Origin of the sequence: Bradyrhizobium sp. DOA9 (assembly GCF_000617845.2) — a bacterium.
Lineage (GTDB): Bacteria > Pseudomonadota > Alphaproteobacteria > Rhizobiales > Xanthobacteraceae > Bradyrhizobium.
The window spans coordinates 670,412-696,930 of record NZ_DF820425.1 but is presented as its reverse complement, the minus strand read 5'-3'; the positions used below and the strand labels follow the sequence as shown (position 1 = coordinate 696,930).

Sequence of the window (26,519 nt, the reverse complement as noted above, 5' to 3'; positions counted from 1 at the left end):
CTCCTATTTCGGCGCCGCGCCGGCACTGACCGCATTGTCCCGCAGCGCTTGCGCGCGCGGCATGGCCTGGGCGCAGGACGGGGTGAGCTGGCCGGCATGGGATTGCAAGCAGGCCAGAATGCGTCCGCCGCCCGGCGCGACGTTGCTGCAAAGGCTTTCATAGTTGGTGCGGCAGGCCTGCATGACGGAGCGCGCTTCGCTGCGCATCTGCGGCGTGATCTGCGTTTGCAGCTGGCTCTGGGCGAGCGCGGAGGTCGAGGCGCCGAGGGCGACGATGGCCGCGGCTCGCGGCAGGACACGGAAGATCGATGGCACTGTGCTGTTCCTTTCTGATCCGAAGGGATGGACCGTCGCCGCCCGGGGCGGGTGCGGCGGCGGTCCGGCCCGCTCAGCGCGAGACCGTGCCGGTGCGGGTGTAGGTGTTGCCGGCCGGGCCGGTGCGAGTGACGTTGCGCGTGCAGCTGCCGTTGGCGCAGCTTCCCGTCGCGGTGACGTGAGAGGTGCCGCGCGGCCCGCTCGCCGTCGCCGACCGCGTCCAGGCATTGGCGTCGGCCGCCGCGGCGAGCGACAGGCCGCCGATGACGATGGAGGTGAGGAAGAGCTTGGTCATGGTCGTCGTCTCCTTGTTGGGGCTGCCGTGAGCGGGAGCCGCGGGAGGAGACTGGTCGGGCCGCATCTGCGGCGCATCGCCGGGACGAAACGATTGTTATGGGTTTGTCGGCCCCGTGTAACACTGTGTAACAAGAGCGCCCGCGCCCTTGCCTGTCGCGAGCCATTGCCCACAATGCGATCATGACGATGCAAGCAGCCACGATTCTGATGGTGGAGGACGATCCCGAGATCAGTCGCCTCGTTGCCGACTTCATGCGGCGCGAGGGGTTCGAGGTCGCCTGCGTCGCCGACGGCAAGGCGATGGATTCCATGCTCCAGCGCCTGCGCCCCGACCTCGTCATTCTCGATTTGATGCTGCCGGGCGAGGACGGGCTTTCGATCTGCCGTCGCTTGCGCGCCGACGATACCGTCCCGATCCTGATGCTCACCGCCAAGAGCGACGAGATCGACCGCGTGGTCGGCCTCGAGATGGGCGCGGACGATTATCTGACGAAGCCGTTCGGGCCGCGCGAGCTGCTGGCGCGCATTCGCGCCATCCTGCGCCGCGCCAACGGGGCGCCGTCAAAGCCGCTGGTCCGGCGTTTTGCGTTCGACCGCTTCGTGATCGATCTCGATGCGCGCAGTGTCGAGACGACCGAGGCCGAGGCGCCGGAGCTGCAATTGACCAGCGCCGAGTTCGACCTGCTCGGTTGCTTCGTGCAGCGGCCGCGAAGGGTGCTCACACGCGACCAGATCCTCGACTGGACCCGCGGACGTTCGGCGGAGCCGTTCGACCGGACCGTCGACATGCTGATCTCGCGGCTGCGCAAGAAGCTCGACGGAGCAAGTCCCGGCTCCAACCTGATCACGACGGTGCGCAACGGCGGCTATCTGTTCACCGCAGCCGTCAAGCAGGTGTCGTGATGCTGCGCGTGACGCTTGCCGCGCGGCTTGCCCTGATCGGACTGGTGGGGATTGCGCTGGTGACCACCGTGGTCGTCGCGATCTTCTACCGGACGACGCTCCGCGAGAACGAGCTGACCCGGCCTTCGCCCGCGCGTCTCGATGCGCTGGCGACGCTCCTTGAGCGGACGGAAGTGGGTTCGCGGCAGGCGGTGCTCGACGCGGTGTCTTCGCCGCAGTTCGCCGTGCGCATCGTGCCGTCGGGCGCGCCGGTCGGCGGCGAGACGACGCCGGAGCAGCAGGAACTGCGCGAGACCTATGCGGCCGGTCTTGCGGGCCGCCCCGTCGAGATCGTGCCGCCGTCGGATCATCGGGGCAGCCGGGCGTTTCCCCGCCTCGCGCGGCTGATGGCCAACGCGATCGAATTCCGCATCGGCCTGCGCAGCGGCGATCTGCTGATCATCGACGCCTATACCCGCCTGCCGGTCACCCCGTTCGGGCTGCCGGTCGGCTTCGGCGCGGGCCTGTTCGGCTCGATCGTGGCGTTGCTGGCCCTGCTGGTCATGCAGCGCGAGACGCGGCCTCTCGCCCGGCTTGCCGCCGCGGTCGATCGCGTCGACCTGTCGGCCGATCCGCCGCCGCTGCCGGATGCGCGACGCAGCGCGCCGGAAATCCGCGCCGTCATCGCCGCGTTCAACCGCCTTCAGGGCCGGCTTGCCGAGATGTTGCGCGCGCGCATGACGCTGGTTGGCGGCATCGCCCATGACGTCAGGACGTTCGCGACACGGCTGCGGCTGCGGGTCGAGCACATTCCCGATGATGCCGAGCGGCGACGGGCGGTTGCCGACATCGACGACATGATCCGGCTGCTCGACGACGCGTTGCTGTCGACGCGGGCGGGCGCCGGCGGGCTGTCGCAGGAAATGGTCGAGCTCGCCGCGCTGCTGGCTGTCGATGTCCACGACCGCCGGGTTCAGGGCGCGGCGGTCGATCTGGTCGCAGACGAGCGTGCGCGCGCTACCGTCGTTCTCGGTGACCGGCTCGCGCTACGGCGGGTCTTCGCCAATATCCTCGACAACGCGCTCGCCTATGGTCACGCCGCGCATGTGCATATGGACGTGACGGACGGTGCCATCGCCGTCTCGATCGACGACGAGGGGCCGGGCATTCCCGTAGATCAGCGCGAGACCGTGCTGGAGCCGTTCCACCGGCTGGAGAAGTCGCGCAATCGCGCGACCGGCGGCGCCGGTCTCGGCCTCGCCGTGGTCCGCAGCCTGGTCGAGGCCCATGGCGGGACCATCGAGATCGGCGCGGCCCCGGGCGGAGGCACGCGCGTCAGGGTCACCCTGCCGGTGTTCCAGCCGGCTTGACGCGTCTTCGGGCGAGTGGATGGGCGCTTCGCGTGAGGAAAGAGCGTCAGGCCGCCACCACCGCCGGGATCGGCAGCGCGGTGACCGACTTGATCTTCTCCATCGCGAAGCGCGAGGTGACGTTTTTCAGCGGCACGGCGCTGATCAGCTTCTTGTAGAACACGTCATAGGCCTGCATGTCCGCGACCACGACGCGCAGCATGTAATCGACGTCGCCGGCCATGCGATAGAACTCCATCACCTCCGGCATGGCGCTGACGGCCTCGGCGAACCGCTTCAGCCAGGCATCCGAATGGTCGGAGCTCTCGACCGACACGAACACGGAGATGCCGAGCCCGATCTTGTTCTGGTCGACGAGGGCGACGCGCTTGATGATCACGCCGTCGGCCTCCAGGCGCTGGATGCGCTTCCAGCAGGGGGTCGAGGACAGGCCGACCCGGTCGCCGATCTCGGCGACGGAGAGCGAGGCGTCTTCCTGGAGCACCATCAGGATCTTGCGGTCAATGGCGTCGAGGCGGCGGCTGGTCTCGGGGATCTGGACGGCGACATCAGTCATTTGAAGAACTTTGTTCCATTTCAGGGGCTAATTTCCCTCATATAGAGAAAATCTTTCCACGACAAGCCCATAATCTCGGCGTTGCCGTGGAATCGCTCTACGGGCGATCGCGCAAAAACTTCACGACTTCAAGGCGTTGCGGGGCGGCCAGGCCGCCGCCATGGCGGGTGCATTTCAGCGCTGCGGCGGCCGCGGCGAATCGCATCGCCTCTCTTACGTCCTTGCCCTCGGCGAGGCCGAGCGCGAACGCGCCATGGAAGACGTCGCCGGCGCCCAGCGTATCGATTGCCTGGACCGGGAAGGCCGGTGTTTCCTCCAGTGCGCCCGCCTGGTTCAGCCAGATCGTGCCGCGCGGCCCCCTTGTCGCCGCGAGGAAGGCCGGCGTCAGCTCCGCCAGGCGCTGCAAAGCCGCGCCGTCGTCGGCGATGCCAGCCGTCTCCTGCAGCTCGGCGCTGGCGAACAGCAGATGCGAGGCAGCCGTGAGCAGACCGTCCTGCAACGCCATCGCGCGGTCGACGCCGACGATGACGGGAATGCCGCGCCGGCGTGCCTCGGCGCAAAGCGAGGTCGCGAACGCCGCGCAGCGGCTTTCGACCAGCACCGCCTGGCAATCGGCGAGCAACGCGTCGGCCTCGGGCAGCTTCACGGTCCACAAGGCGGGATCGCGATAGATGGTGAGCGTCCGCTCGCCGGAGGGCTCGATCATGATCGCCGAGACCGGCGTGGTCACACCAGGCATGCGCACGATGTGTGTGGTGTCGATGCCTTCAGCCGCCATCCGTTCGAGGATGAAGCCGCTCGACGTCTCCCGCGCATCGCCCATCGGTCCCGCGAACGCGACGCGGCCGCCGAGCCGCGCGATGGCGATCGCCGCATTGAGCGCGTTGCCGCCGCAGATCTCGGCGAGATGGCTGGCGTTCGCCTTGTGGCCGCGTTCGGGCAGGGCCGCGAGGCGCAGGATGAGGTCGCGCACCGGCATGCCGATGCAGAGGATGCGCGGCGCGAGCGCGTCCATCGTCGGCCTCGGCTCAGGCGCCGGCCTTGTCGTGCACCCAGCGGCCGAGCAGATGATGGGCGATGGCGAACGGATGCGGGCCGGCGAGTCCGTCGGGATGCGTCCGTGTCAGCATCTTCGCGGCCTCCTCGCGCGTGAACCAGCGTGCATCCTCGAGTTCGGAATGATCGACCACGACATCCTCGCTCACTGCCCGCGCGCTGCAGCCGATCATCAGCGACGACGGATAGGGCCAGGGCTGGGTCATGTAATATTGCACGTCGGTGCAGCGAATGCCGGACTCTTCCAGGATCTCGCGGCGCACCGCGTCCTCGATGGTCTCGGCGGCCTCGACGAAGCCGGCGAGGCAGGAATACATCCCTGCCGGAAAATGCTTCTGGCGGCCGAGCAGGCATTTGTCGCCGGAGGCGACCAGCATGATCACGACCGGATCGGTGCGCGGAAAATGCTCGGCCTTGCAGCTCGGACAGTCGCGCTTCCAGCCGCCTTCCTTCATGCTGGTGCGAGCGCCGCAATTGGCGCAATAGCCGTGGCGCTGATGCCAGCCCACCATCGACTTCGCCATCGCGACGGCCGAGAGCTCCTCGGGCGGGATCGCGCCCTGCATCGCCATGCCGCGCAGCTCGGTGACGGTGTAGTCACTGCCGCCGACCAGCTTCTCCGCGGCCGCCTGCGACAGGCCCATGCCGAACACGGCCGCGCCGTCGCGAAGCCCGAGGAACACCGTGCCGGGATTGGCACCGCATTTCAGCGCTTCGTCGATTCCGAGCAGCGCGCGCACCTTGTCGCCCTCGCGCTTCACCAGCAGCGAGTCGCGATAGACCGCATAGGCGCGCGAGGACGGCTTCTGTTCCAGCGCAAACAGCTTCTCGTCGTCGCGGCGCAGATGCGCGGCGCGGTCGAGGACGTTGGTGACGAAGGCCGGCTGCCCCAGCGGAAATGCGTCGAATGCTGACATTATTGTTCTTTCAACCCAACCAGATCTTGCGGCGAATCGCGCTGATGAAATTCTGAACCTCCGCGGCGTCATGCGCCAGCGGCGGCATCACGCCCCACACCGGCCGCGGCCAGGCGGCGTCACTGGTGCGGCGTGCGATGATGTGGACGTGCAGCTGCGGCACGAGGTTGCCGAGCGCGGCGATGTTGAGCTTGTCGCATTTGGTGATCTCTTTCAGCGCGCGCGAGACGCGGGAGATCTCCGTCATCAGCTGCGCCTGCTGCACCTCGTCGAGATCGATGATCTCGACCGCATCCACCCGCCGCGGCACCAGCAGCAGCCAGGGATAATGCGCGTCCTTGATGACCAGCACCTTCGACAGCGGCAGATCGCCGATGTCGATGGTGTCCTCTTTCAAGCGGGAGTGCAGCGACCAGGTGGGTTCGGGCATGAAGGCTTCTCTGGATTGATTCTTACCGTCGCAGAGACCACGCCCCCAGACAACATCCGTATGCGCCGTGGTCCTTATGCGCCGGACCGGGTGGCGCACGCCGTTCGAGGGCGAAATGGTGCCGTTCGGGCCGGAAAGTCCCAAGTGCCGTCGGAACAGTCCCAGACCCCGCTTGCTTTCCGCTCCCTTTGGCCCCAAATAGGGACCGGGAGATTGGCGGTGGACGAGCCACTCGCCAACCGGGTCAGGTCCGGAAGGAAGCAGCCCTAACGAGGTCCGGATCGGGTCGCTCGTCAGTCTCCTACCTGTTTTTTCGAGCGAACCAGCGCCGGCGGCACCAGCCGCCAGCGCGCTCCTTTCCGCAAAAGCCGGCCAAGAGACATATCATTGCGGATCGATCGATGACCGACGCTGGCGCCCCTCCCGATCCCGATAGCGCCGGCCAGGCCGGCAACGCGCCCTACCGGGTGCTGGCGCGCAAGTACCGTCCTTCCTCATTCGACGATCTGATCGGCCAGGAGGCCGTGGTCCGCACCGTCTCCAACGCGTTCGAGACCGGGCGCATTCCGCAGGCCTGGATCCTCACCGGCGTCCGCGGCGTCGGCAAGACCACCACCGCGCGCATTCTCGCCCGTGCGCTCAACTACGAGATGTCTGATGGTTCGGTGAAAGGCCCGACCATCCACATGCCGATGCTTGGCGTGCATTGCCAGGCGATCATGGAAAGCCGGCACATGGACGTGCTGGAGATGGACGCGGCCTCGCATACCGGCGTCGACGACGTCCGCCAGATCAATGACAGCGTCCGCTATGCCCCCGCCAGCGCCCGCTACAAGGTCTACATCATCGACGAAGTCCACATGCTGTCGACGGCGGCGTTCAACGCCTTCCTGAAGACGCTGGAGGAGCCGCCGGAGCACGCCAAGTTCGTGTTCGCGACCACCGAGATCCGCAAGGTTCCGGTCACCGTGCTGTCGCGCTGCCAGCGCTTCGACCTGCGCCGCGTCGAGGCCGACGTGCTGATGAAGCATCTCGCCAACATCGCGACGAAGGAGAACGTCGAGATCGAGCCGGAGGCGCTCGGCATCATCGCGCGCGCCGCGGAGGGCTCGGTGCGCGATTCGCTGTCGCTGCTCGATCAGGCGATCGCGCATGCGGCCGGAGCCGTGAAGGCCGATGCCGTCAGGCAGATGCTGGGCCTTGCCGACCGCACCCGCGTCATCGACCTGTTCGAGTCGCTGGCGCGCGGCGACATCGCCTCCGCCTTCAAGGAGTTCCGCGACCAGTACGATGTCGGCGCCGACCCCATCGTCGTGCTCTCGGACCTCGCCGAGTTCGTCAACTTCGTCACCCGTGTGAAGGTCATTCCGGCGACCGCCGACAACGTCGCCTATGGCGAGACCGAGCGCGTGCGCGCCAAGGAGTTCGCCGCGAAGATCTCGATGCGCGTGCTGTCGCGGATGTGGCAGATGCTGCTCAAGGGCATCACCGAGGTGCAGGCTGCAACGCGCCCGGCCGCCGCGGCCGAAATGGTGCTGGTGCGCATCGCCTATGTCGCCGACCTGCCGACGCCCGACGAAGCGATCAAAATGCTGGAGCAGAATGGTGGGGGTTCGCCAGTCGTGAATGGCGGCGGTAGCGCACGCAGTGGCGCGCCGGCTGCGCCGATGGCCTCCGCCGCGCCGGTGTCCGCCGCGCCAATGCGCATGCCGGCATCATCGCCGTCCGCATTCGGCGGCGGTGCGCGGTCGCAGATGGCGGCGCCTGCGCCGGATCCGCAAGGCGCCGCGCCCCAGCTGCGTGTCACGAGCTTCACCCAGCTCGTCGCGCTGGCCGGGCAGAAGCGCGACATCATGACCAAGAGCGCGCTCGAAGGCGACATGCGCCTCGTCCGTTTCGAGGAGGGGCGACTGGAAGTCGCGCTCGAGCCCAACGCCTCCAAGACCATGATCTCGGAGCTTGCGAAGAAGTTCGAGCTGTGGACCGGCCGCCGCTGGACCGTGATCGTCTCGAACGAACAGGGACAGCCGACGCTGCGCTCGGTGAACCAGGCGGCCAAGCAGGAGCATGCCCGTACCGCGGAAGCCGATCCGCGCGTGCAGGAGGTGCTGTCGCGCTTCCCCGGCGCCAAGGTCGTCGAGGTCCGCAGGCTTGCCCCCGAGACGCCGGAGACCAATATTAACGCCGACTATGGCACCGATGATCCGCCCGACGGTTCCGACGGCGACGACGATCTCTGAGCCATTCTTTTCGAAGGACACGCACCGATGGCTGATTTTCTCGGCATGATGAAGCAGGCGGCGCAGCTGCAATCCAAGATGCAGGAGATGCAGGAATCCCTGGCCAACGTCGAGGTCGAGGGCATCTCCGGCGGCGGCCTCGTCGCCGTGCGCATGACCGCGAAGATGGACGTCAAGGGCGTCAGGATCGATCCTTCGCTGATGAAGGCCGAAGAGCGCGAGGTGCTGGAAGACCTGCTCGTCACCGCCTTCGCTGATGCCCGCCGCAAGGCCGAGACCGCCATGCAGGAGAAGATGCAGGCCCTCACCGGCGGGCTCGGCCTGCCGCCGGGGCTGTTCGGCCAATAAGATGGGCGCTGTTGCAGGTCCTGAGATCGAGCGGCTGGTCCAGCTGCTCGCGCGGCTTCCTGGCCTCGGCCCGCGCTCGGCGCGGCGCGCCGCGCTGCACCTGATCAAGAAGCGCGAAGCACTGATGATGCCGTTGTCGAGTGCCTTGCAGGTGGCGCTGGACAAGGTCCAGGTCTGCAAGACCTGCGGCAACATCGACACGCAAAATCCCTGCACCGTCTGCACCGATCCGAAGCGCGACCCCTCCATCATCGTCGTCGTCGCCGACGTCGCCGACCTCTGGGCGCTGGAGCGGGCCAATGCGACCCAGGGGCGCTATCATGTGCTCGGCGCGACATTGTCGCCGCTCGACGGTGTCGGCCCGCAGGACCTCACCATCGACGCACTGGTCGCGCGTGCCCATGCAGCGGAGGTGCATGAGATCATTCTGGCGCTGAATGCGACGGTGGACGGCCAGACCACGGCGCATTACATCACCGACCTGCTTCAGGATGCCAATGTGAAGGTGACGCGGCTCGCCCACGGGGTTCCCGTCGGCGGCGAGCTTGATTATCTCGACGAAGGTACGCTATCGGCTGCGATGCGGCAGCGCACCTTGTTCTAGCCATCCAGGCTTTCTAGCCATCCAGACTTCATGGAACGGACGACATGACGAAAATTTTCGCCACACGCTTCGCTTTGGTCGCGATGATGCTGATGCTGGTGACCCCGGCCATCTCGGCGCAGCAGGCCGACGAAGCGCCGCCGCCGTCCAGGCCCGGCAAGCCGATCAACACTGGCGACGTGCTGTCCGGCGAGCTCAACGCCATGAAGGTGCGCGACGTCAAGAACGGCAAGCGCGTCGCCACCTACCAGATCACCTCGGAACCGCGCCGCCTGCCGCCGCCGAACGGGCTGTGCAATCTCGAAACCGGCCCCGAGACGTTCCAGCTCGTCACCTCCAGCGAGGCGCAGGCCGCGCAGCTGAAATCCTTCGTCGGCAAGGCGATCTCCGTGAAAGTGGACGAGGTCGCCTGCGCCAGCGATCCCGGCCAGATGAGCGAAGCCGTGATCACCAAGTGGAGCATCATCAGGAAGCAGTAGGGGGCGCGACGCTCTCTCCTCCGTCATTGCGAGCGTAGCGAAGCAATCCAGAATCCCTCCGCAGAGACAGTCTGGATTGCTTCGTCGCAAGCGCTCCTCGCAATGACGAGGAGAGAGCGGATCACACCCGCACCGGCCCCAGCGCTTCGAAATGCCCGCGTTTCTGCAAGTAGGCCAGCAGCACCAGGCTCGGGATCGCCACCAGCACGCAGATCACGAAGAACATCGGCCAGCCGGTCGTCTCCGCGACGAAGCCTGCGCCTGACGAGAGATACGTTCGCCCGACCGCCGCGAGCGCGGTGAGCAGCGCATATTGCGTCGCCGTGTGCAGCGGGTTCTGGCACAGCGCGGAGAGGTAGGCGACGAAGATCACGGTGCCGATCGCGCTGGTGAAATTCTCGGCGCAGATCGCGAACGCCAGCGCCCATTGATTGGTGCCGACGATAGCGAGCCAGGAGAAGGAAAGGTTGGCCAGCGCCTGCACCACTCCGCCGATCCACAGGCTTGTCGCCAGCGGATAGCGCCGCGCGACAAAACCGCCGGCAAAGCCGCCGATCAGCGTCGCAGCGAGGCCGACGCCCTTCACGATCGCCGCATAGTCGTTGCGGGTGAAGCCGAGATCGATGACGAACGGCGCGGTCATGGTGCCGGAAAAGGCGTCGGTGAACTTGAACAGCACCACGAAGGCGAGCGCGACAAGCGCGTCCTTGCGCATCAAGAACTCCGAGAAGGCGCCGATCGCCGCATGCAGCACGCGTGTCAACGCCGTATCGGCCTTGGTCGCGGCCTCGGCGCGCGCCGATTGCTCGGGCTCGGTCGCGACCAGCGCCGTGACCGTGCCAATCAGCACCATCGCCGCCATCACCACATAACCCCACATCCAGGCCGAGGTGCGGGTGATGCCGGTGCTCTCGAAACCGGAGACGATGAACAGCGCGCCCGCGGTCGAGACCAGCATGCCGATGCGGTAGGCCGCGACGTAGGCGGCCATGCCCGCGGCCTGCTCGCTCTCCGGCAGGCTCTCGACGCGGAACGCATCGACCACGATGTCCTGGGTCGAGGACGTCGTTGCGACCAGCAGCGCACCGAGCGCGACATAGAACGGCGAGCGCGCGGGATCGGTCATTGCCAGCAGCAGGATCGCGATGATCAAGAGCAGCTGCGAGAACAGCAGCCAGCCGCGCCGCCGGCCGAATGCGCGAGTGAACAACGGCACATGCATTGCGTCCACCAGCGGCGCCCACAGGAATTTCAGCGTGTAGGGCGTGCCGACCAGTGCGAACAGCCCGATGGTCTTGAGATCGACCCCGGCCTCCCGCATCCACACCAGCAGCGTCGACCCCGACAGCGCCAGCGGCAGGCCGGAGGAGAAACCGAGAAACAGCACGATCAGCACCCGCGGCTGCAGGTAAACGGCAAGGCTGTCGCGCCAGGAGGTGGCGGGTGCGGAAGTCGCGGCGGGGGAGGTCGCGTCGGGTGCGGTCATGGGGGCGTGTTAGCAGATTCTGGGGGAAAAGACTCTTGCGAGCTCACTGGGGCGGATGCTCTCTCCACCCTCTCGATGTCATCGTGCGCGAAGGCGGACGATCCAGTACTCCGCGGCGTCTCGGCTCAATCACATGGACTGCGGCGTACTGGATGCTCCGCCTTCGCGGGGCAGACAGTGTGCCCTAATCTCACTCCCCCGCCTGGAGCTTGCGCGGAAACAGCTCCGCCGCTCCCGTCGCCACCAGCCGCGGTGCCTCCGGCGCATCGCTCTTGCTGAAATCGAGCTCCTCGATTCGCCCGGCGCGCTTCTCGATCTTGTCGGCGGAGATCAGGATCTGGCGGACGTCCTCGTTCGCGTCGGAAAAATGCTTCTGCAGCTTGACCACGCGGTCGCGCAGGCGCCCCAGATCGTCGCCGAGCTTGATCACCTCGGTCTGGATCTGGTCGGCGGCATCGCGCATGCGCGCGTCCTTCATGATCTGCTGCATCACCTGGATCGCCAGCATCAAGAGCGAGGGCGATACCAGCACGACGCGGGCGCGATAGGCCTTCTGGATCACGTCGTCGAAGCCGTCGTGGATCTCGGCATAGACCGATTCCGACGGCACGAACATCAGTGCCATCTCCTGGGTCTCGCCGGTGACGAGATATTTTTCGGCAATGTCGCTGACATGCTTCATCACGTCGCTGCGCAGGCGCTGCGTGGCAACGCGCCGCTCCTCGTCGGTGCGGGCGTCGTGCAGCGCCGTCATCGCCTCCAGCGGAAACTTCGCGTCGATGCAGAGCGGGCGCTGGTCAGGCAGGAACACGACACAGTCGGGACGCTTGCCTGTCGAAAGCGTGAACTGGAACTCGTAGGAGCCTTTGGGCAGACCGTCCTGGACGATCGCCTCCATTCGCGCCTGGCCGAAGGCGCCGCGCGACTGCTTGTTGGCGAGCACGTCGCGCAGGGTGGTCACCTGGGTGGTGAGGTCGGTCAGGTTCTTGTGTGCGTTGTCGATGATGCCGAGCCGTTCATGCAGCGCGCGCAGGCTCTCCATGGTGTTGCGGGTCGAATGTTCCATGGACTGGCCGACACGATGCGTCACCGAATCCAGCCGCTCATTGACCGCCCGCGCCATCTCGGCCTGGCGGCCCGCCAGCGCCTGGGTCATGGCGTCCACCCGGCCCGAGGCCTCGCTCTGGGCGTGCAGCACCTGGGCGAGGCGCTCCTCGAGCTCGTCGGCACGGATCGCGTGCGCCATGGCGAGTTCCGCGCCACGCCGCCCTGACCGCGCGATCACGATCGCAATCACAACCAGCAGGATGAGGACGAGCGCGCCGAAGCCGATCAGCGCATCGATCGTGCGCACCGGCCAGTCACCAGCCAAGAAAATGATCTCGTTCATGCCGCCTTGTAGCCGATTCGCTGCCTCTAGCGAACGAAGAGGGAACGTCTTGGGTTAACCGCCCCCTAATTTTTATGGTTAACGAAAGGCGAAGTTTTATGGTTAGCGGGGGGTTAACGGGTTCCGGGCCGCATTGACCGCATCCGGCGCGCGGCTTAAATCGCGGCCATGGCCCTCAGAGAAATCATCATCCTGCCCGACAAGCAGCTGCGTCTGGTCTCCAAGCCGATCGAGAAGGTCACGGCCGAGATCCGCAAGCTTGCCGACGACATGTTCGAGACCATGTACGACGCGCCCGGCATTGGCCTGGCGGCGATCCAGATCGCGCAGCCGGTGCGTCTGATCACCATGGACCTCGCCAAGCGCGACGAGAACGGCGAGACCAAGCCGCTGCCACGTGTCTTCATCAACCCCGAGATCATCGCCTCGTCCGAGGAACTGTCGGTGTACGAGGAAGGCTGCCTCTCGATTCCCGAATATTACGAGGAGGTCGAAAGACCTGCGAAGGTGCGCGTGCGCTTCACCGATCTCGACGGCAAGGTGCATGAGGAGGACGCCGAGGGCCTCTACGCCACCTGCATCCAGCACGAGATCGACCATCTCAACGGCGTCCTGTTCGTCGACTATCTGTCGAAGCTCAAGCGCGACCGCGTCATGAAGAAGTTCGAGAAAGCCGCCAAGCGCGCGGTGGAGTGAAACTCTCTGTCGTTCCAGGACGATGCGAAGCATCGAACCCGGAACCTCGAGATTCCGGGTTCGGCTCTTCGAGCCGCCCCGGAATGACGGTCACTGATTGCGTCCCTCCGCAGGTCTCATCACATGCCCCTCCGCCTCATCTTCATGGGCACGCCCGATTTCTCCGTGCCGACGCTGCTCGAGCTGGTCGCGCACGGCCACGAGATCGTCGCCGTCTACACCCGCGCGCCGAAGCCGGGCGGGCGGCGCGGCCTGCAATTGCAGCCGACCCCGGTCGAGGAAGCCGCGCGAAGGCTCGGCATTCCAGTGCTGACGCCGAAGACGCTGAAGACCGAGGAGGCCTTGGCGGAGTTCCGCGCCTTCGGGGCCGATGCGGCCGTCGTCGTCGCCTACGGCATGATCCTGCCGCAGGCGATCCTCGATGCGCCAAAACTCGGCTGCTACAATCTGCACGCCTCGCTGCTGCCGCGCTGGCGCGGCGCGGCGCCGATCAACCGCGCCATCATGGCCGGTGATGCCGAGAGCGGCGTGATGGTGATGAAGATGGATGTCGGCCTCGACACCGGCGACGTCGCCATGGCCGAGCGCATCGCGATCACCGACAACATGACCGCGCTCGACCTGCACGATCGGCTGTCCCGGCTTGGGGCCGACCTGATGGTGCGCGCCATGGCCGCGCTCGAGCGCGGTGGGCTCCAGCTCAAGAAGCAGGGCGAGGACGGCGTCACCTATGCCGCCAAGATCGAGAAGGCCGAGGCGCGCATCGACTGGAGCAGGCCCGCGCGCGCGGTGCTGCGGCACATCCACGGCCTGTCGCCGTTCCCCGGCGCCTGGGCCGAGCTCGACAATGCGCGCGTAAAAATCCTGCGTTGCGAATTGGCGAGGGGGGCGGGCGCGCCGGGCGAGGTGCTCGACGATCTCCTCACCGTCGCCTGCGGCGACGGCGCCATCCGCATCATCGAGCTGCAGCGCGAGGGCAAGGCCCGCATGCAGGCCGCGGACTTTTTGCGCGGTGTGCCGTTGAAGGCGGGATCGAAGTTCAGCTAGCCACCTCGTCATACGCGGGCTTGACCCGCGTATCCATCTGCTAACAAGACTCTTTCCTCGGCGATGGATTGCCGGGTCAAGCCCGGCAATGACACCGGACAAGATCGGATAGATGCCCCGCTACAAGCTCACCATCGAATATGACGGCGCGCCGTTCTTCGGCTGGCAGGTGCAGGACACGCTGCCGTCGGTGCAGGGCGCGCTCGAGGCCGCCGTGAAGGCGATGACCGGTGCGGATCTGCGCGTGCACGGTGCCGGCCGCACCGATGCCGGCGTGCATGCGCGCGGTCAGGTCGCCCATGTCGACGTCGACAAGCCGTTTCCGCCGGGCCGTTTCCGCGACGGGCTCAACGCGCATCTGCGCCCACATCCGATCGCGGTGCTCGAGGCCGAGATCGTGCCCGACGATTTCGAAGCGCGCTTCTCGGCGGTCAAGCGCCACTACCGCTATCGCATCGTCAACACCCGCGCCAATCTCGCGCTCGATGTCGGCCACGCCTGGCGCGTGCCGCGCAAGCTGGATGCCGAGGCGATGCACGCGGCCGCCCAGCGCCTGCTCGGCAAGCACGATTTCACCACCTTCCGCGACACCGAGTGCCAGGCCAAGTCGCCGGAGAAGACGCTCGACCAGCTCGACGTGATCCGCGACGGCCGCGAGATCACGATCATCACCTCCGCGCGCTCGTTCCTGCACAGCCAGGTCCGCTCGATGGTGGGCTCCCTGGTCTGGGTCGGCGAGGGCCGCTGGACCGCCGACGATCTCTCCGCCGCGCTGGAAGCCCGGAGCCGCGCGGCCTGCGGAATCGTGGCGCCGCCGGAGGGGCTGTATTTGATGAAGGTGGATTATTAGCGCCTGATACCGCAACGGGCGTCATGGCCGGGCTTGTCCCGGCCATCCACGTTCTTTCTTGTCAGGGGTGCCGAAGAACGTAATTGCCCGGGACAAGCCCGGGCATGACGGCGGTGGGTTGGGCGGAGATTGATGCCCTATCCAAAATACCTTGCCAAAATCCCGCGATACACCTTGGTCAGCTTTTCCAGATCCGCCACCGGCACGCGCTCGTCGATCTGGTGCATGGTCTGTCCGACCAGGCCGAACTCGATGACCGGGCAATAGCTGGAGATGAAGCGCGCGTCCGACGTGCCGCCTGACGTCGACAACTCGGGCTTGCGGCGCGTCACCTCCTCGATCGCGGCCACCGCGAGATCGGTGAACGGTCCCGGCTTGGTCACGAACACGTTGGAGTTCGAGGGCTCCCAGACGATGCGGGCCTTGATGCGGTTGCCGCAGGCCTTGGCGAGACGCGTCTCGACCAGTTCGCGCAAGGAGCCTTGCGTGTGGTTGTCGTTGTAGCGGATGTTGAATCTCGCGCGGGCCTCGCCGGGAATGACGTTGAAGGCCTTGTTGCCGACATCGACCGAGACGAATTCGAGATTGGAGGCCTGGAACTGCGCGCTGCCGTGGTCGAGCGGCTCGTCGGAGATCGCGACGATCAGCCGCGAGATATCCGGCACCGGATTGGAGGCGCGGTGCGGATAGGCGACGTGGCCCTGCACGCCGTCGACGATGAGCGTGCCGGATTGCGAGCCGCGCCGGCCGATCTTGATGGTGTCGCCGAGCGTCTCGACGTTGGAGGGCTCGCCGAGCACGCAATGGTCGAATTTTTCGCCGCGCGCGGCGACCCATTCGAGCAGCTTGATGGTGCCGTTGATGGAGACGTCTTCCTCGTCGCCGGTGATCAGGAACGAGATCGAGCCCGTCCCGCCCTTGCGCGGCTTGCCGCCGTTGGCGGCCAGATGCTCCAGCACCGCGGCGACCGAGCAGGCGATCCCGCCCTTCATGTCGACCGCGCCGCGGCCGTGCAGCACGCCGTCCTTCACCTCGCCCGAGAATGCGCCGACGCTCCAGGCGCTCTCGTCGCCGGGCGGCACCACGTCGGTGTGGCCGGCAAAGGTGATGTGCGGACCGTCGATGCCGATCCGAGCGTAGAGATTGTCGACGTCGGCGGTGCCTTCCTCGCTGAACGTCACGCGGTGACAGGTGAAGCCGGCGGCGGAGAGGATTTTTTCGAGCACCCCGAGCGCCCCGGCATCGGCCGGAGTGACTGAGGGGCAGCGGATCAGGTCGCGAGCAATGGAGAGAGCATCGGTCATGCCTCCGGCTTAACACGCCATTGCGGCGGCGGGCCAGCCTTCTGCGCGGGCATTTCGAGCTCACGCTGCTGATCCCATCCAGGCCTGGCTGGAGGCGAGACGTGGAGCGGATCGGCGCCGAACCGGTTTGTCTTCTTAGAGCCGCGGAAGAACAGCAGTTCGATGCCGCCCCAGGTCGCGAGGATGAACGAGATCAGCCCGAGCGTGAAGCCGATATAATCGTTGCTGATCCGGTCCAGGAACTGGTTGATGAGGCCGGGCACGACGAAGAAGGGCAACACCCACCAGGCGCTCTTGTCGCGGTCATGGAGACGCTTGACGGAGGTCGCGGCGAACACCCATGTGAACAGCGGCGTGCCGATCAGCTTGGTCAGGATCAGCGGGAGATCGTCGCGCGATACTTCTCGATAGGTTTCGGGATCGACGACCTTGAAGACGTCGCCGACCGAAAAGCCGAAGGGCCGGGGGTCGAACGCCGCCACGATCGCGGCCATGAAGATCATCCAGCAGAGAATGATCAGCCCGGCCAGCCAATATTTGGCGCGATTGATGCGGCCGTCGAAGCGGAAGAGATACCAGGTCCAGTCCATGCGAGTGGCTCCGGGCGGAACGGAGCCGCCCGGAAATTGGTCGCGATGGAGGGTGGGTGGGTTCGATCCCAGCAGCGAATAGCCAATCGCGAGTAGGGTGCGCGCCCTATTCGCCACTGGCCATTCGCTACTCGCCTTGCATCAATCCCGCAGCAGCTCGTTGATGCTGGTCTTGGAGCGCGTGCGCTCGTCGACGCGCTTGACGATGACGGCGCAGGCGGTGCTTGGCCCGATCTGGCCGTTCTTCATCGGCTTGCCGGGCAGCGCGCCGGGCACCACGACGGAATATTCAGGCACTTCGCCCATGAAGACCTCGCCGGTCTCGCGGTCGACGATCTTGGTCGAAGCGCCCAGGAACACGCCCATCGCCAGCACCGCGCCCTTGCGCACGATCACGCCTTCGGCGACCTCCGAGCGCGCGCCGATGAAGCAATCGTCCTCGATGATGACGGGCTCGGCCTGCAGCGGCTCGAGCACGCCGCCGATGCCGGCACCGCCCGAGATATGCACACGCTTGCCGATCTGGGCGCAGGAGCCGACGGTGGCCCAGGTGTCGACCATCGTGCTCTCATCGACATAGGCACCGAGATTGACGAAGGACGGCATCAGGACGACGTTCTTGGCGATGAAGGCCGAGCGGCGCACCACCGCGCCCGGCACCGCGCGAAAGCCGGCATCGCGAAAGCGGTTCGGGCCCCAGCCTTCGAACTTCGAGGGCACCTTGTCCCACCAGCTTGCCTTGCCGGGGCCGCCGCCAATGACGTCCATGTCGTTGAGGCGGAACGACAGCAGCACCGCCTTCTTCAGCCATTGATTGACCTTCCACTTGCCGTCCGCGCCGCGCTCGGCGACGCGCGCCTCACCCTTGTCCAGGGTCTCCAGCGCCTGGTCCACGGCCTCGCGCACCTCGCCCTTGGTCGAGGTCGAGATGCCGTCACGCGCCTCGAAGGCGCTGTTGATGGTGGATTCGAGGGCTGCAAGGGACATCGTGATTTCCTCTGGGGAGCGCGTGGTTTCGCGAGAATTGGAGCGCTTTTTCGGGATTTGCAGGGGTGGAGTCAAGGCTCGACCGTAGTTCGCCGTTACCCTCCCCCTCCAGGGAAGGGTAAGATCCGGGCTGCGAACTTAGCGCGACAACCTCGCCAAGAACCCCGCCAGATCATCCGTGACGTGGTCCACATGGGCGGCGTCGCGGCCTTCCAGCTCCCAATCCTCACGCACCACCTCCTTGGTGCCGTCGGGCACCACCAGCACCGTGGTCATGCCGAGCTGATGCGGGACGGTGAGGTTGCGGGAAAGGTCCTCGAACATGGCGGCGCGGGTCGGATCGACCGCATGCTGGCCGAGGAATTTCCGGTAGGTTCTCTCCGCCGGCTTCGGCTCGAACTCGGCGGCGATGATGTCGAACACGCCGTCGAAATGCGAGGCGAAGCCGAGCCGCGCCAGCACGGCATCGACATGGTCGACCGAGCCGTTGGTCAGGATCAGTTTTCGACCCGGCAGCTTTGCGATGGCCGCGCCAAGCGCCGGATTCGGCTCCAGCGGTGAATGGTCGATCTTGTGCACATAGGCGAGATAGTCGTCGGCGCGGACGCCATGCAGGGTCATCATGCCCCGCATCGTGGTGCCGAAGCGGCGATAATAGTCCTTCTGGATCGCCCGCGCTTGCTCCGGGTCGACATTCAGCCAGTTGCAGACGAACTCCCCGATCCGCGCATCGACCTGCTGCCACAGATTGACGTGATGCGGATAGAGCGTGTTGTCGAGGTCGAACACCCAGGTGTCGACATGGCTGAAGCTGCGGGGTGATTTCATCACAAGTCTCTCGTTCACGGCACGGCAAAGCGCAGCGTCTTGCCGCCGCTCGACATGTCCACCGCGCCAAAGCCCGTCGGTGCAAAGCCGCGCGTGCCGCAATCGGTCTGCTCGCTGGTCTCGAACTTGGTCTCGCGCGTGCAGAGCTGCCTGTCGCCGCCCCAGTTCAGCGGCCTGTCCTTCAATTTCACGACGCGGTTGTCGGCATCGACCGCTTCCGCGAAGCTGAAGATCTGCTTCGGCTGGCCGGTCACATCGGGGTGCAGGCAGGTCTTGGGATCGATGCGATACCAGCCGCGGCTCGTCACCGCCTTGCCGTCGTCGGTCGCGATCGCCGCCATCACCTTGTGCGGCGTGTCGTTGCACCAGGTGAGGCCGGTCGCGGACGGCGTCTGCACCGCATCGACCATGGTCTTGAAGAAGTTTTGCGAGCCCACGATGTCGGACGACAAGCCGCGGCTCTTCAGGAACGCGGCCAGCGCGCTCTGCGTCTTCGGCCCGTCGACGCCGTCGATCGGCGCGGCGTCGTAGCCGGCGATCACCAGCAGCCGCTGGATGCCGGCGAGGCGCGCCTGCTCGTCGTCATATTCGGAATCCTCGGCGAGATAGGCGACGAGGTTGCCGTCCGCACCTTGCGTCGGCGTCACCTGCGTGAACGGAACCTGGGTCTGGCCGCTGCGGCACTGCCGCGCCGCGGCGATGACGAAATTGTCCTGCGCGACACACAGCATGTCGTTGCCGCTTTGCGGAATCGGCGAGGCGCCGTAGACGCCGAGCGCGCGGGCGTTGAGCAGGATGCGGTCGGCGGTCAGCGTGCCCTGCACCACCACGCGGCAGGCGGCGGGATCGATCCTGAACCAGCCGCGCGTCGCTGTCGCCGCCTTGTCGTCGATGCCGATCGCGGCCTCGACGACATAGGACATGCGGTTGCAGATCTTGAGGTCGGCGATCGCCGGCGCGGAGGAGAAGAAGAAGGAGACAGCTGCGGCTGGCAGCGTCATCAGGAAGCGGGTGAGGTGGGAGCGGCGGTTGCGCTGCGATCCCCGCTCGTCATGGCCGGGCTTGTCCCGGCTATCCACGTGCAGCGGCGCGCGCGGAGAGCCGTGGATGCCCGGGCCAAGCCCGGGCATGACGACGACCATTTTCCGCTGCGCGCGCTCCCGCATCACTTGTGGATCAGCGTGCCCGTGCCCTGGTTGGTGAAGAGCTCGAGCAGCACCGCGTGCTGCATCTTGCCGTCGATGATGACGACGCCCTCGACGCCCTGCTCGAGCGCGTAGATGCAGGTCTCCACCTTCGGGATCATGCCGCCGGAGATGGTGCCGTCGGCAATCAGCTTTCGCGCGTCCTTGACCGAGAGCTGCGGGATCAGCTTCTTCGACTTGTCGAGCACGCCGGGCACGTCGGTGAGCAGCAGCAGGCGCTTGGCCTTCAGCGCGCCCGCGACGGCGCCGGCAAAGGTGTCGGCGTTGACGTTCAGCGTCTGGCCGTCCTTGGAGGTCGCGAGCGGCGCCAGCACGGGGATCAGCTCGTAGCCGATCAGCTGGTTGAGCAAAGTGAGGTCGACTTTCTCGGGGTCGCCGACGAAGCCGAGGTCGACCGCCTTCTCGATGTGCGAGTCCGGATCGACGATGGTGCGCGTCGTCTTGGTCGCCTTCACCATGTTGCCGTCCTTGCCGGACAGGCCCACGGCCTTGCCGCCGGCCTCGTTGATGTAGCCGACGATCTGCTTGTTGACGGAGCCGGCCAGCACCATCTCGACGATCTCGATGGTCGCGGCATCGGTGATGCGCAGGCCGGCTGCGAATTCCGAGACGATGCCGAGGCGCTTGAGCATGGTCGCGATCTGCGGCCCGCCGCCATGCACCACCACCGGATTGATCGCGGTCTGCTCCAGGAGCACGATGTCGCGGGCGAAGTTCTTCGCGGTCTCCTCGTCGCCCATGGCATGGCCGCCATATTTGATGACGATGGTTTCCTCGTCATATTGCTGCATGTGCGGCAGCGCTTCGGACAGGATGCGGGCCTGGTCGAGCGGAGAGATGTCGGTCATGTCGCGGGTCTCGCTGGCGGGTCGGTCGGTTGCGCGTTCTATCCGATTGGCGGAGACAGCGCAAAGTGTGGCGGTCGCTCTCTTACCATCCCCTGGAGGGGAGGGTCGATCGCGCGCAGCGCGAGCGGGGTGGGATGACGGTCTCTCCGCGATGAGCAGTGCCCGAGTGGAGAGATCACCCCACCCCGGCTCACATTTCGCTACGCTCAATGTGCGCCGACCCACGGGCGAGCTACGCTCGTCCCGGACCCCTCCAGGGGAGGGTAAGAAAGAGCATCAACCTTTTGGCGCCACCGCCGCCAACGTCACCGCCAGCCAGCCCAGAATCATCACCGTTCCGCCCGCCGGCGCCGCCATCGGAAACAGCGCGTGGCCGGCATATTGCCGCAAGGTGAGGTCGCCGCGAACAGCGCGGCGCCGATCGCGAAGCCGAGCGCGGCCACGAGCCCAATTCCGCCGTGCAGAAGGCCGCGCGTGAGCAAGGCGATGGTCGCGAGTATGGCCGTCGCATGAAACAGCAGCATGGTGCTGGCGGAAGCAAGACGGCTCGCGTCCGCGCCATGCGCGGAAGCGGCGGCCAGCGCGACGCCGGCGGCGCCCATCACGCCGGCAAGCGCGATCAGCAGGCGGTGCGCCGGCATCACGAGGCCCGCTCTTCCAACAGCTTCGCCATCGCGGCGCGCAAGCTCTCCATGCCGGTCGAGCTGCGTGACGAGGTCGCGAGCACGGTCGGGAACGCGGCCGGGTGTTTTGCCAATGCAGCCTCGGTCTCGGCGATGCGCGCCTGCAGCTCGGAGGCCTTCACCTGGTCGGCCTTGGTCAGCACGATCTGGTAGCTGACCGCGGAGCGGTCGAGCGTCTTGAGCACTTCGAGATCGACGTCCTTGATCCCGTGCCGCGCGTCGATCAGCACGTAGACGCGCGCGAGGCTGGCGCGCCCGAGCAGGAATTTGTGGATCAGCTCGGTCCAGGACGCGACCTGGCTCTTCGGCGCCTTGGCATAGCCGTAGCCGGGCATGTCGACGAGGCGCAGGTCGTTCTTGCCGGGGACCTCGAAGAAGATCAGCTCCTGGGTGCGGCCCGGCGTATGCGAGGTGCGCGCCAGCGCGTTGCGCCCCGTGAGCGCGTTGATCAGGCTCGACTTGCCGACATTGGAGCGCCCGGCAAAGGCGATCTCCAGCCCCGCCATCGGCGGCAGCGTCTCGATCGAAGGCGAGGCCCAGATGAACTGCCAGTCGCGGGCGAACAGTTTCCGCCCGGCCTCGATCAGCTTCGCATCTTTGTCGTCGGTCATGCGAAGCCTCGCTGTTTCCTTACGTCATTGCGAGCGAAGCGAAGCAATCCAGAAATGCATCGGCCGAGGGACTTTGGATTGCTTCGTCGCAAGGGCTCCTCGCAATGACGGCGCTTACGTCGCCTTTCTCGCGAACGTCGCCTTGAGATTGTCGAATAATTCCACCTTCACGCCGTTGCGGCGCATGATGTAGCCCTGCTGGACCACCGAGAGCAGGTTGTTCCAGGCCCAGTAGATCACGAGGCCCGCCGGGAAGCCCGCCAGCATGAAGGTGAAGATCAGCGGCATCCAGTTGAAGATGATCTGCTGGGTCGGATCGGGCGGCGTCGGATTCAGCTTCATCTGGATCCACATCGTGATGCCCATGATGATCGGCCAGATGCCGAGCGCGAGGTAATGGCCGAACACCGGAATCGTGGTCGGATCGAACGGGATCAGCCCGAACAGGTTGAAGAGGTTGGTCGGGTCCGGCGCGGAGAGGTCCTTGATCCAGCCGTAGAACGGGGCGTGCCGCATCTCGATGGTGACAAACAGCACCTTGTAGAGCGAGAAGAACACCGGGATCTGGATCAGCACGGGGAGACAGCCGGCGACCGGATTGATCTTCTCCTTGCGGTAGATCTCCATCATCTCCTGCTGCTGCTTCACCTTGTCGTCGGGATAGCGCTCCTTCAGCGCCAGCAGCTGCGGCTGGATCGACTTCATCTTCGCCATCGAGGCGTAGGACTTGTTCGCCAGCGGGAAGAACAACAGCTTCACGATCACCGTCACCAGCAGGATCGAGATGCCGAAATTGCCGAAGAAGCGGAAGAAGAAGTCGAGGCCGAGGAACATCGGCTTGGTGAGGAAGTAGAACCAGCCCCAGTCGATCAGCAGGTCGAACTGGTTGAGGCCGAGCGCCTTGTTGTAGCCGCCGAGGCCTGCGAGCGGGAAATTGATGCCGACCACGCCGGCTTCCTTGGCGCCGGCGAACAGCCGCGCATTGGCCGTCGCGGTGCCGCCGATCGCGACGGTGACGGGGTCGAGCAGATAGTCGGTCTGGTAGGTATGGACCTTGCCGACGGGGTTCGACGAGAACCGCGCCTGGAGCTGGGCATTGGTGTCCGGCAGCAGCGCGGAGGCCCAGTACTTGTCCGTGATGCCGAGCCAGCCGTTGGTTGCCTTGAAGTTCACCTGCTTGGCTTCGTCGATCTTGCTGTAGGCATATTCCTGCAGCCTGTGTTCGCCGAGATAGCCGATCAGGCCCTCATGCAGGATATAGTAGCCGGAGACATGCGGCGCGCCGTGGCGCGAGATCAGCGCGAACGGATAGAGCGTGACGGGCGCGTTGCCGACATTGCTCACCTCGTCCTTGATGGTGAAGAGATAATGGTCGTCGACGGCGATGGTGCGGCGGAAGGTCAGGCCGTCGCCGTTCTCCCATTTCAGCACCACGGGTGTCGACGGCGTCAGGCTGCCGCTGCCCTCCTGCTGCCAGACGGTCTGGGCATCCGGCATCTTTGCCGTCACGCCGGTCGCTGCAACCCAGCCGAACTCGGCGTAATAGGGCTCCGCCGTGCCCGACGGCGAATAGAGCACGATCGGCGGCGATTTCGGATCGACCGTCTCGCGATATTGCACCAGCGCGATGTCGTCGATGCGGCCGCCCTTCAGCGAGATGCTGCCGGCAATCCGCGGCGTCTCGATCTTGACGCGCGGGCTCGCTGCAATGGCGGTCTCGCGCGCAACGACCAATTGGGGCGCGCTCGCGGCCGGCGTTGCCGGCTGGGCCGCACCTCCCGGCTGCGGCGCTGAGCCCGGCGTCGCCGGCGCGCCGCCTGGCGTCGCCGAGGCGGTCGGCTGCGGCGTCGTCTTCTGGAGCTCGGCCTGCGCCTGCTGCTGGGCGCGCTGCTTCTCCATCTGCGGCACGTTGTAGAAATACTGCCAGGCGATCAGCACCAGGCCGGACAGAATGACGGCGAGGATGGTATTGCGATTGTCGGTCATCTCGATTGTCTCGTCATCAATCCGGTTTGCGGCTGGTCGCGGCGGCGTGACCCGGCCTGTGGCCGCGCGCCTTGGCCGTATGCCGCGCGGGCTTCGTGAACGCTATGCGCAGATCGTCGAGCATGGTGGCGAAGTCGCGCGAGAGCGCGTCCCTTCGTCCGACCAGGACATAATCATGGTGGGGCTGCACCGATGTCGGATCGAGCCGCTTCACCAGTTCGCGCAACCGGCGCCGGATGCGATTGCGCTCGGGGGCGTTGCCGTTCTTCTTGGTGACGGTGAAGCCGATCCTGACGGGGCCGGAATCATCGCGGGGGCGACTTTGCAGGACGAACGCGGGACTATTCACCCGCGCGCCATTGGCAACGGCGAGGAAATCCGCCCGCTGCCTCAGCCGATCCATGATGAAATCCCAAAAAGGGGGTCCGGCTCAGGCGCTCAGACGCTTGCGGCCGCGGGCGCGGCGGGCGGCGAGAACCTTGCGGCCGCCGGCAGTGGCGAGACGGGCGCGGAAGCCGTGACGGCGCTTGCGCACCAGTTTGCTGGGTTGATAAGTCCGCTTCACGGGTTTTTCTCCGCTGACCGGGCAAGTTGCCTGTGGAATTGATGGTAAAGTCCGGAAGATGCGGCCCAAAACGGGCCCTTTTTCGGCCCCAAGAGAGCCGCTCCCGGTGTCGCACCGGGTCATCGCGGACAATTCGCGCGGCTTATAAGGGAGCGCCTTGTTTTCGTCAACGCCGCACAAGCGCGCGTTTTCGGTGAATATCGCTGTTTGCGCGAGGTTTTTAACCCTTGAGGTAGCGACTCGCGCTATCAGCGCCTACATCCCACCTCGGCAGATTAGCGATCCGTAATTTGACCGGACATCGGTCGGGTCGCATCCTTCATCAGCCAAGGCCAACAGGGGCGAGTTTCGTGCCAGCCACAGATCGCCAGCCGATCCAGGATCTGGATCAGCCGGACCAGCCGGCGACGCGGCCCCGCGGCTCGCGCGGGCTCGGCCTGTCCGGCAAGCTGCTGCTGCTCACGATTCCCCTGGTGATGATCGCCGCGGTGCTGCTCTACGTGCCCGCCATCGCGAATTTCTGGGTCAACCGGCTGAATGATCGCGTCGCGGCGGCCAACACTGCGGCGCTGGTGCTGGATGCGGCGCCGCTCGGCATGGTCCCCGATTCGCTGTCGCGGCAGATCCTGAAGAGCATCAATGCCCGCGCCGTCGCCATCAAGATGGGCCAGCAGCGCCGGCTGCTCGCCAGCGACAACATTCCAGCCGCGATCGAGCACGACATCGACCTGCGCGACATGACGGCCTGGGAAGCCATCACCGGCTCGTTCCGGATGATGCTGGAGACCGGCAACCAGGCCATCCGCATCGTCGGCCCCGGGGTCGGCAATGCCCAGTTCATCGAGATCGTCACCGACGAATTGCCGCTGCGGAAGCAGATGTACCGCTTCTCCCGCAACCTCGTCGTGGTCGCGCTGATCATCGCGGTGCTGACCGCGGGCCTCGTCTATCTCGCGCTCCATTATCTCTTCGTGCGGCCGATGCGGCGGCTGACCGCGAGCCTGGTCGGCTTCCACGAGAACCCGGAAAGCTCGGCCGGCATCATCGTGCCCAGCCAGCGCAGCGACGAGATCGGGGTTGCCGAGCGCGAATTGTCCGACATGCAGCGCGACCTGATGTCGATGCTGAATCAGAAGAGCCGGCTCGCCGCCCTCGGCCTCGCCGTCTCCAAGATCAACCACGATCTGCGCAATCTGCTCGCCTCGGCCCAGCTGCTGTCGGACCAGCTCGCCAGCGTGCCGGATCCGCGCGTGCAGCGCTTTGCGCCCAAGCTCGTGCGCTCGCTCGAGCGCGCCATCGCCTTCTGCCAGTCGACATTGTCCTACGGTCGCGCCCAGGAGGCCGCGCCCGACCGCCGCATGATCCTGATCGAGCCGGTGGTGATGGAGGTGCGGGAGACCGCAGGGCTCGCCAACGAGGCCTCGATCGCCTGGGTTGCTGCGATCGAGCGCGGGCTCGCGGTCGATGCCGACCCCGACCAGCTGTTCCGCGTCTTGCTCAACCTCGTCCGCAACGCCGCCCAGGCGCTCGAAAGCCATGCGGCGGGTGAGGGTCGTGTGCAGCAGATCCGGATCACCGGAAAGCGCGAAGGCGCCGTCGCGATTCTCGAGGTCTCCGACACCGGCCCCGGCGTCCCCCCGAAGACCCGGGAGCGCCTGTTCGAGGCCTTCCAGACCTCGGGCCGCCCCGGCGGCAGCGGCCTTGGCCTCGCCATCGCCGCCGAGCTGGTCCGCGCCCATGGCGGCGAGATCCACCTGGTCGAAGGCACCATCGGCGCCACGTTCCGCATCGTCATTCCCGACCGTCCGGTGGAACTGCTCTCCATCCGCAACGAGCGCCAGAGGGCTTAAGCCGGCCAGCGGCCGACTAAGCGAGGGGGGCGATCTCCATTCCTTCCGTCATTCCGGGCCATTCCGGAATGACGACGGTGACGTCGAAATGCGCAAAAA

Annotated in this window: 28 protein-coding genes, 1 other RNA gene and 1 pseudogene; 11 read left to right on the top strand and 19 right to left on the bottom strand. The window is 66.1% G+C overall.

Translation table 11 applies throughout. The features are described 5' to 3' along the window. Window positions 1-3 precede the first annotated feature (3 nt). Together BDOA9_RS03230 and BDOA9_RS03225 are read right to left on the bottom strand one after the other, a co-directional pair. Window positions 4-315 carry a cysteine rich repeat-containing protein gene (locus BDOA9_RS03230; protein WP_025032514.1) on the bottom strand — a complete coding sequence of 104 codons (312 nt, stop codon included), beginning with the start codon at window positions 313-315 and terminating at the stop codon, window positions 4-6. Between the two features lie 73 nt (window positions 316-388). Further along, window positions 389-610 carry a hypothetical protein gene (locus tag BDOA9_RS03225; RefSeq protein WP_025032513.1) on the bottom strand — a complete coding sequence of 74 codons (222 nt, stop codon included), beginning with the start codon at window positions 608-610 and terminating at the stop codon, window positions 389-391. Between the two features lie 182 nt (window positions 611-792). Here BDOA9_RS03225 and BDOA9_RS03220 point away from each other — a divergent pair, with 182 nt between their 5' ends. Together BDOA9_RS03220 and BDOA9_RS03215 are read left to right on the top strand one after the other, a co-directional pair. Further along, complete coding sequence (locus tag BDOA9_RS03220) at window positions 793-1,515, top strand: response regulator (protein WP_025032512.1); 723 nt, start codon at window positions 793-795, stop codon at window positions 1,513-1,515. Continuing rightward, window positions 1,515-2,864, top strand: a complete 1,350-nt coding sequence (locus BDOA9_RS03215; protein WP_025032511.1) for a sensor histidine kinase — start codon at window positions 1,515-1,517, stop codon at window positions 2,862-2,864. Before BDOA9_RS03220 ends, BDOA9_RS03215 begins: the two co-directional genes overlap by 1 nt. A 46-nt stretch (window positions 2,865-2,910) precedes the next feature. Here the strand turns inward: BDOA9_RS03215 and BDOA9_RS03210 are convergent, their stop codons facing one another. The 4 genes from BDOA9_RS03210 to BDOA9_RS03195 form a co-directional block, all read right to left on the bottom strand. Further along, window positions 2,911-3,420 carry an Lrp/AsnC family transcriptional regulator gene (locus BDOA9_RS03210; protein ID WP_025032510.1) on the bottom strand — a complete coding sequence of 170 codons (510 nt, stop codon included), beginning with the start codon at window positions 3,418-3,420 and terminating at the stop codon, window positions 2,911-2,913. 97 nt (window positions 3,421-3,517) lie between these two features. Then, window positions 3,518-4,435 (bottom strand): sugar kinase, encoded by a 918-nt coding sequence (locus tag BDOA9_RS03205; protein WP_025032509.1) that lies wholly within the window; start codon window positions 4,433-4,435, stop codon window positions 3,518-3,520. Window positions 4,436-4,448: 13 nt separating this feature from the next. Continuing rightward, window positions 4,449-5,393 carry an NAD(+) diphosphatase gene (gene nudC, locus BDOA9_RS03200; protein WP_025032508.1) on the bottom strand — a complete coding sequence of 315 codons (945 nt, stop codon included), beginning with the start codon at window positions 5,391-5,393 and terminating at the stop codon, window positions 4,449-4,451. Window positions 5,394-5,403: 10 nt separating this feature from the next. Then, window positions 5,404-5,823 carry an HIT domain-containing protein gene (locus BDOA9_RS03195; protein WP_025032507.1) on the bottom strand — a complete coding sequence of 140 codons (420 nt, stop codon included), beginning with the start codon at window positions 5,821-5,823 and terminating at the stop codon, window positions 5,404-5,406. Window positions 5,824-6,031: 208 nt separating this feature from the next. On the opposite strand from BDOA9_RS03195, the gene ffs reads away from it, so the two are divergent. The 5 genes from ffs to BDOA9_RS03170 all read left to right on the top strand — a co-directional run bounded on the left by ffs (window position 6,032) and on the right by BDOA9_RS03170 (window position 9,494). Then, window positions 6,032-6,128: signal recognition particle sRNA small type (gene ffs, locus BDOA9_RS03190), an RNA gene on the top strand. 96 nt (window positions 6,129-6,224) lie between these two features. After that, the gene (locus BDOA9_RS03185) at window positions 6,225-8,063 is read left to right on the top strand and encodes a DNA polymerase III subunit gamma/tau (protein WP_025032506.1); all 1,839 of its coding nucleotides are present in this window, start codon (window positions 6,225-6,227) and stop codon (window positions 8,061-8,063) included. A gap of 27 nt (window positions 8,064-8,090) precedes the next feature. Further along, window positions 8,091-8,411: a YbaB/EbfC family nucleoid-associated protein gene (locus BDOA9_RS03180; RefSeq protein WP_025032505.1), complete on the top strand. Its 321-nt coding sequence runs from the start codon at window positions 8,091-8,093 to the stop codon at window positions 8,409-8,411. Between the two features lies 1 nt (window position 8,412). Next, window positions 8,413-9,015, top strand: a complete 603-nt coding sequence (gene recR, locus BDOA9_RS03175; protein WP_025032504.1) for a recombination mediator RecR — start codon at window positions 8,413-8,415, stop codon at window positions 9,013-9,015. A gap of 44 nt (window positions 9,016-9,059) precedes the next feature. Next, on the top strand, window positions 9,060-9,494 hold the full coding sequence (locus tag BDOA9_RS03170) for a hypothetical protein (RefSeq protein ID WP_025032503.1): 435 nt from the start codon (window positions 9,060-9,062) through the stop codon (window positions 9,492-9,494). A gap of 121 nt (window positions 9,495-9,615) precedes the next feature. On the opposite strand, the gene BDOA9_RS03165 is transcribed toward BDOA9_RS03170, so the two are convergent. Both BDOA9_RS03165 and BDOA9_RS03160 read right to left on the bottom strand, forming a co-directional pair. Next, the gene (locus BDOA9_RS03165) at window positions 9,616-10,980 is read right to left on the bottom strand and encodes an AmpG family muropeptide MFS transporter (protein ID WP_025032502.1); all 1,365 of its coding nucleotides are present in this window, start codon (window positions 10,978-10,980) and stop codon (window positions 9,616-9,618) included. A 190-nt stretch (window positions 10,981-11,170) separates the two neighbouring features. Beyond that, entirely contained in the window at window positions 11,171-12,370 is a 1,200-nt protein-coding gene (locus tag BDOA9_RS03160; RefSeq protein WP_025032501.1) for a DNA recombination protein RmuC, read from the bottom strand. A gap of 168 nt (window positions 12,371-12,538) precedes the next feature. Here BDOA9_RS03160 and def point away from each other — a divergent pair, with 168 nt between their 5' ends. From def to truA, 3 genes are all read left to right on the top strand, one after another. Then, window positions 12,539-13,066, top strand: coding sequence for a peptide deformylase (gene def / locus BDOA9_RS03155; protein WP_025032500.1), 528 nt, complete (start codon window positions 12,539-12,541; stop codon window positions 13,064-13,066). A gap of 123 nt (window positions 13,067-13,189) precedes the next feature. Then, on the top strand, window positions 13,190-14,113 hold the full coding sequence (gene fmt, locus BDOA9_RS03150; protein ID WP_025032499.1) for a methionyl-tRNA formyltransferase: 924 nt from the start codon (window positions 13,190-13,192) through the stop codon (window positions 14,111-14,113). Between the two features lie 112 nt (window positions 14,114-14,225). Further along, a complete protein-coding gene (gene truA / locus BDOA9_RS03145; RefSeq protein ID WP_025032498.1) occupies window positions 14,226-14,963 on the top strand; it encodes a tRNA pseudouridine(38-40) synthase TruA in 738 nt (245 codons plus the stop codon). Between the two features lie 137 nt (window positions 14,964-15,100). Here the strand turns inward: truA and dapE are convergent, their stop codons facing one another. The 11 genes and pseudogenes from dapE to rpmH form a co-directional block, all read right to left on the bottom strand. Further along, window positions 15,101-16,267, bottom strand: coding sequence for a succinyl-diaminopimelate desuccinylase (dapE, locus tag BDOA9_RS03140; protein WP_025032497.1), 1,167 nt, complete (start codon window positions 16,265-16,267; stop codon window positions 15,101-15,103). Continuing rightward, window positions 16,264-16,857, bottom strand: coding sequence for a DUF805 domain-containing protein (locus tag BDOA9_RS03135; RefSeq protein ID WP_025032496.1), 594 nt, complete (start codon window positions 16,855-16,857; stop codon window positions 16,264-16,266). Before BDOA9_RS03135 ends, dapE begins: the two co-directional genes overlap by 4 nt. Before the next feature lie 141 nt (window positions 16,858-16,998). Then, window positions 16,999-17,844, bottom strand: coding sequence for a 2,3,4,5-tetrahydropyridine-2,6-dicarboxylate N-succinyltransferase (gene dapD, locus BDOA9_RS03130; protein ID WP_025032495.1), 846 nt, complete (start codon window positions 17,842-17,844; stop codon window positions 16,999-17,001). A 138-nt stretch (window positions 17,845-17,982) separates the two neighbouring features. Next, window positions 17,983-18,672 (bottom strand): pyrimidine 5'-nucleotidase, encoded by a 690-nt coding sequence (locus BDOA9_RS03125; RefSeq protein ID WP_025032494.1) that lies wholly within the window; start codon window positions 18,670-18,672, stop codon window positions 17,983-17,985. Between the two features lie 14 nt (window positions 18,673-18,686). Next, entirely contained in the window at window positions 18,687-19,673 is a 987-nt protein-coding gene (locus BDOA9_RS03120; protein ID WP_025032493.1) for a DUF1036 domain-containing protein, read from the bottom strand. 164 nt (window positions 19,674-19,837) lie between these two features. Then, on the bottom strand, window positions 19,838-20,725 hold the full coding sequence (gene argB / locus BDOA9_RS03115; RefSeq protein WP_025032492.1) for an acetylglutamate kinase: 888 nt from the start codon (window positions 20,723-20,725) through the stop codon (window positions 19,838-19,840). Between the two features lie 276 nt (window positions 20,726-21,001). Continuing rightward, window positions 21,002-21,366 (bottom strand): annotated as a pseudogene (locus BDOA9_RS03110) (DUF423 domain-containing protein). After that, window positions 21,366-22,019 carry a ribosome biogenesis GTP-binding protein YihA/YsxC gene (gene yihA, locus BDOA9_RS03105; protein ID WP_025032491.1) on the bottom strand — a complete coding sequence of 218 codons (654 nt, stop codon included), beginning with the start codon at window positions 22,017-22,019 and terminating at the stop codon, window positions 21,366-21,368. Before yihA ends, BDOA9_RS03110 begins: the two are co-directional and overlap by 1 nt. A gap of 114 nt (window positions 22,020-22,133) precedes the next feature. After that, a complete protein-coding gene (yidC, locus tag BDOA9_RS03100) occupies window positions 22,134-24,005 on the bottom strand; it encodes a membrane protein insertase YidC (RefSeq protein WP_025032490.1) in 1,872 nt (623 codons plus the stop codon). A 16-nt stretch (window positions 24,006-24,021) separates the two neighbouring features. Beyond that, a complete protein-coding gene (gene rnpA / locus BDOA9_RS03095; protein ID WP_025032489.1) occupies window positions 24,022-24,408 on the bottom strand; it encodes a ribonuclease P protein component in 387 nt (128 codons plus the stop codon). A 27-nt stretch (window positions 24,409-24,435) separates the two neighbouring features. Continuing rightward, window positions 24,436-24,570: a 50S ribosomal protein L34 gene (gene rpmH / locus BDOA9_RS03090; protein WP_008542748.1), complete on the bottom strand. Its 135-nt coding sequence runs from the start codon at window positions 24,568-24,570 to the stop codon at window positions 24,436-24,438. 350 nt (window positions 24,571-24,920) lie between these two features. On the opposite strand from rpmH, the gene BDOA9_RS03085 reads away from it, so the two are divergent. After that, the gene (locus BDOA9_RS03085; protein ID WP_025032488.1) at window positions 24,921-26,420 is read left to right on the top strand and encodes a sensor histidine kinase; all 1,500 of its coding nucleotides are present in this window, start codon (window positions 24,921-24,923) and stop codon (window positions 26,418-26,420) included. Window positions 26,421-26,519: the final 99 nt, after the last annotated feature.

Coding starts and splice junctions, on each gene's coding strand:
- BDOA9_RS03225 (WP_025032513.1), bottom strand. CDS start 610: ATGACCAAGCTCTTCCTCACCTCCATCGTCATCGGCGGCCTGTCGCTC.
- BDOA9_RS03220 (WP_025032512.1), top strand. CDS start 793: ATGACGATGCAAGCAGCCACGATTCTGATGGTGGAGGACGATCCCGAG.
- BDOA9_RS03215 (WP_025032511.1), top strand. CDS start 1,515: ATGCTGCGCGTGACGCTTGCCGCGCGGCTTGCCCTGATCGGACTGGTG.
- BDOA9_RS03210 (WP_025032510.1), bottom strand. CDS start 3,420: ATGACTGATGTCGCCGTCCAGATCCCCGAGACCAGCCGCCGCCTCGAC.
- BDOA9_RS03205 (WP_025032509.1), bottom strand. CDS start 4,435: ATGGACGCGCTCGCGCCGCGCATCCTCTGCATCGGCATGCCGGTGCGC.
- nudC (WP_025032508.1), bottom strand. CDS start 5,393: ATGTCAGCATTCGACGCATTTCCGCTGGGGCAGCCGGCCTTCGTCACC.
- BDOA9_RS03195 (WP_025032507.1), bottom strand. CDS start 5,823: ATGCCCGAACCCACCTGGTCGCTGCACTCCCGCTTGAAAGAGGACACC.
- BDOA9_RS03185 (WP_025032506.1), top strand. CDS start 6,225: ATGACCGACGCTGGCGCCCCTCCCGATCCCGATAGCGCCGGCCAGGCC.
- BDOA9_RS03180 (WP_025032505.1), top strand. CDS start 8,091: ATGGCTGATTTTCTCGGCATGATGAAGCAGGCGGCGCAGCTGCAATCC.
- recR (WP_025032504.1), top strand. CDS start 8,413: ATGGGCGCTGTTGCAGGTCCTGAGATCGAGCGGCTGGTCCAGCTGCTC.
- BDOA9_RS03170 (WP_025032503.1), top strand. CDS start 9,060: ATGACGAAAATTTTCGCCACACGCTTCGCTTTGGTCGCGATGATGCTG.
- BDOA9_RS03165 (WP_025032502.1), bottom strand. CDS start 10,980: ATGACCGCACCCGACGCGACCTCCCCCGCCGCGACTTCCGCACCCGCC.
- BDOA9_RS03160 (WP_025032501.1), bottom strand. CDS start 12,370: ATGAACGAGATCATTTTCTTGGCTGGTGACTGGCCGGTGCGCACGATC.
- def (WP_025032500.1), top strand. CDS start 12,539: ATGGCCCTCAGAGAAATCATCATCCTGCCCGACAAGCAGCTGCGTCTG.
- fmt (WP_025032499.1), top strand. CDS start 13,190: ATGCCCCTCCGCCTCATCTTCATGGGCACGCCCGATTTCTCCGTGCCG.
- truA (WP_025032498.1), top strand. CDS start 14,226: ATGCCCCGCTACAAGCTCACCATCGAATATGACGGCGCGCCGTTCTTC.
- dapE (WP_025032497.1), bottom strand. CDS start 16,267: ATGACCGATGCTCTCTCCATTGCTCGCGACCTGATCCGCTGCCCCTCA.
- BDOA9_RS03135 (WP_025032496.1), bottom strand. CDS start 16,857: ATGGACTGGACCTGGTATCTCTTCCGCTTCGACGGCCGCATCAATCGC.
- dapD (WP_025032495.1), bottom strand. CDS start 17,844: ATGTCCCTTGCAGCCCTCGAATCCACCATCAACAGCGCCTTCGAGGCG.
- BDOA9_RS03125 (WP_025032494.1), bottom strand. CDS start 18,672: ATGAAATCACCCCGCAGCTTCAGCCATGTCGACACCTGGGTGTTCGAC.
- BDOA9_RS03120 (WP_025032493.1), bottom strand. CDS start 19,673: ATGACGCTGCCAGCCGCAGCTGTCTCCTTCTTCTTCTCCTCCGCGCCG.
- argB (WP_025032492.1), bottom strand. CDS start 20,725: ATGACCGACATCTCTCCGCTCGACCAGGCCCGCATCCTGTCCGAAGCG.
- yihA (WP_025032491.1), bottom strand. CDS start 22,019: ATGACCGACGACAAAGATGCGAAGCTGATCGAGGCCGGGCGGAAACTG.
- yidC (WP_025032490.1), bottom strand. CDS start 24,005: ATGACCGACAATCGCAATACCATCCTCGCCGTCATTCTGTCCGGCCTG.
- rnpA (WP_025032489.1), bottom strand. CDS start 24,408: ATGGATCGGCTGAGGCAGCGGGCGGATTTCCTCGCCGTTGCCAATGGC.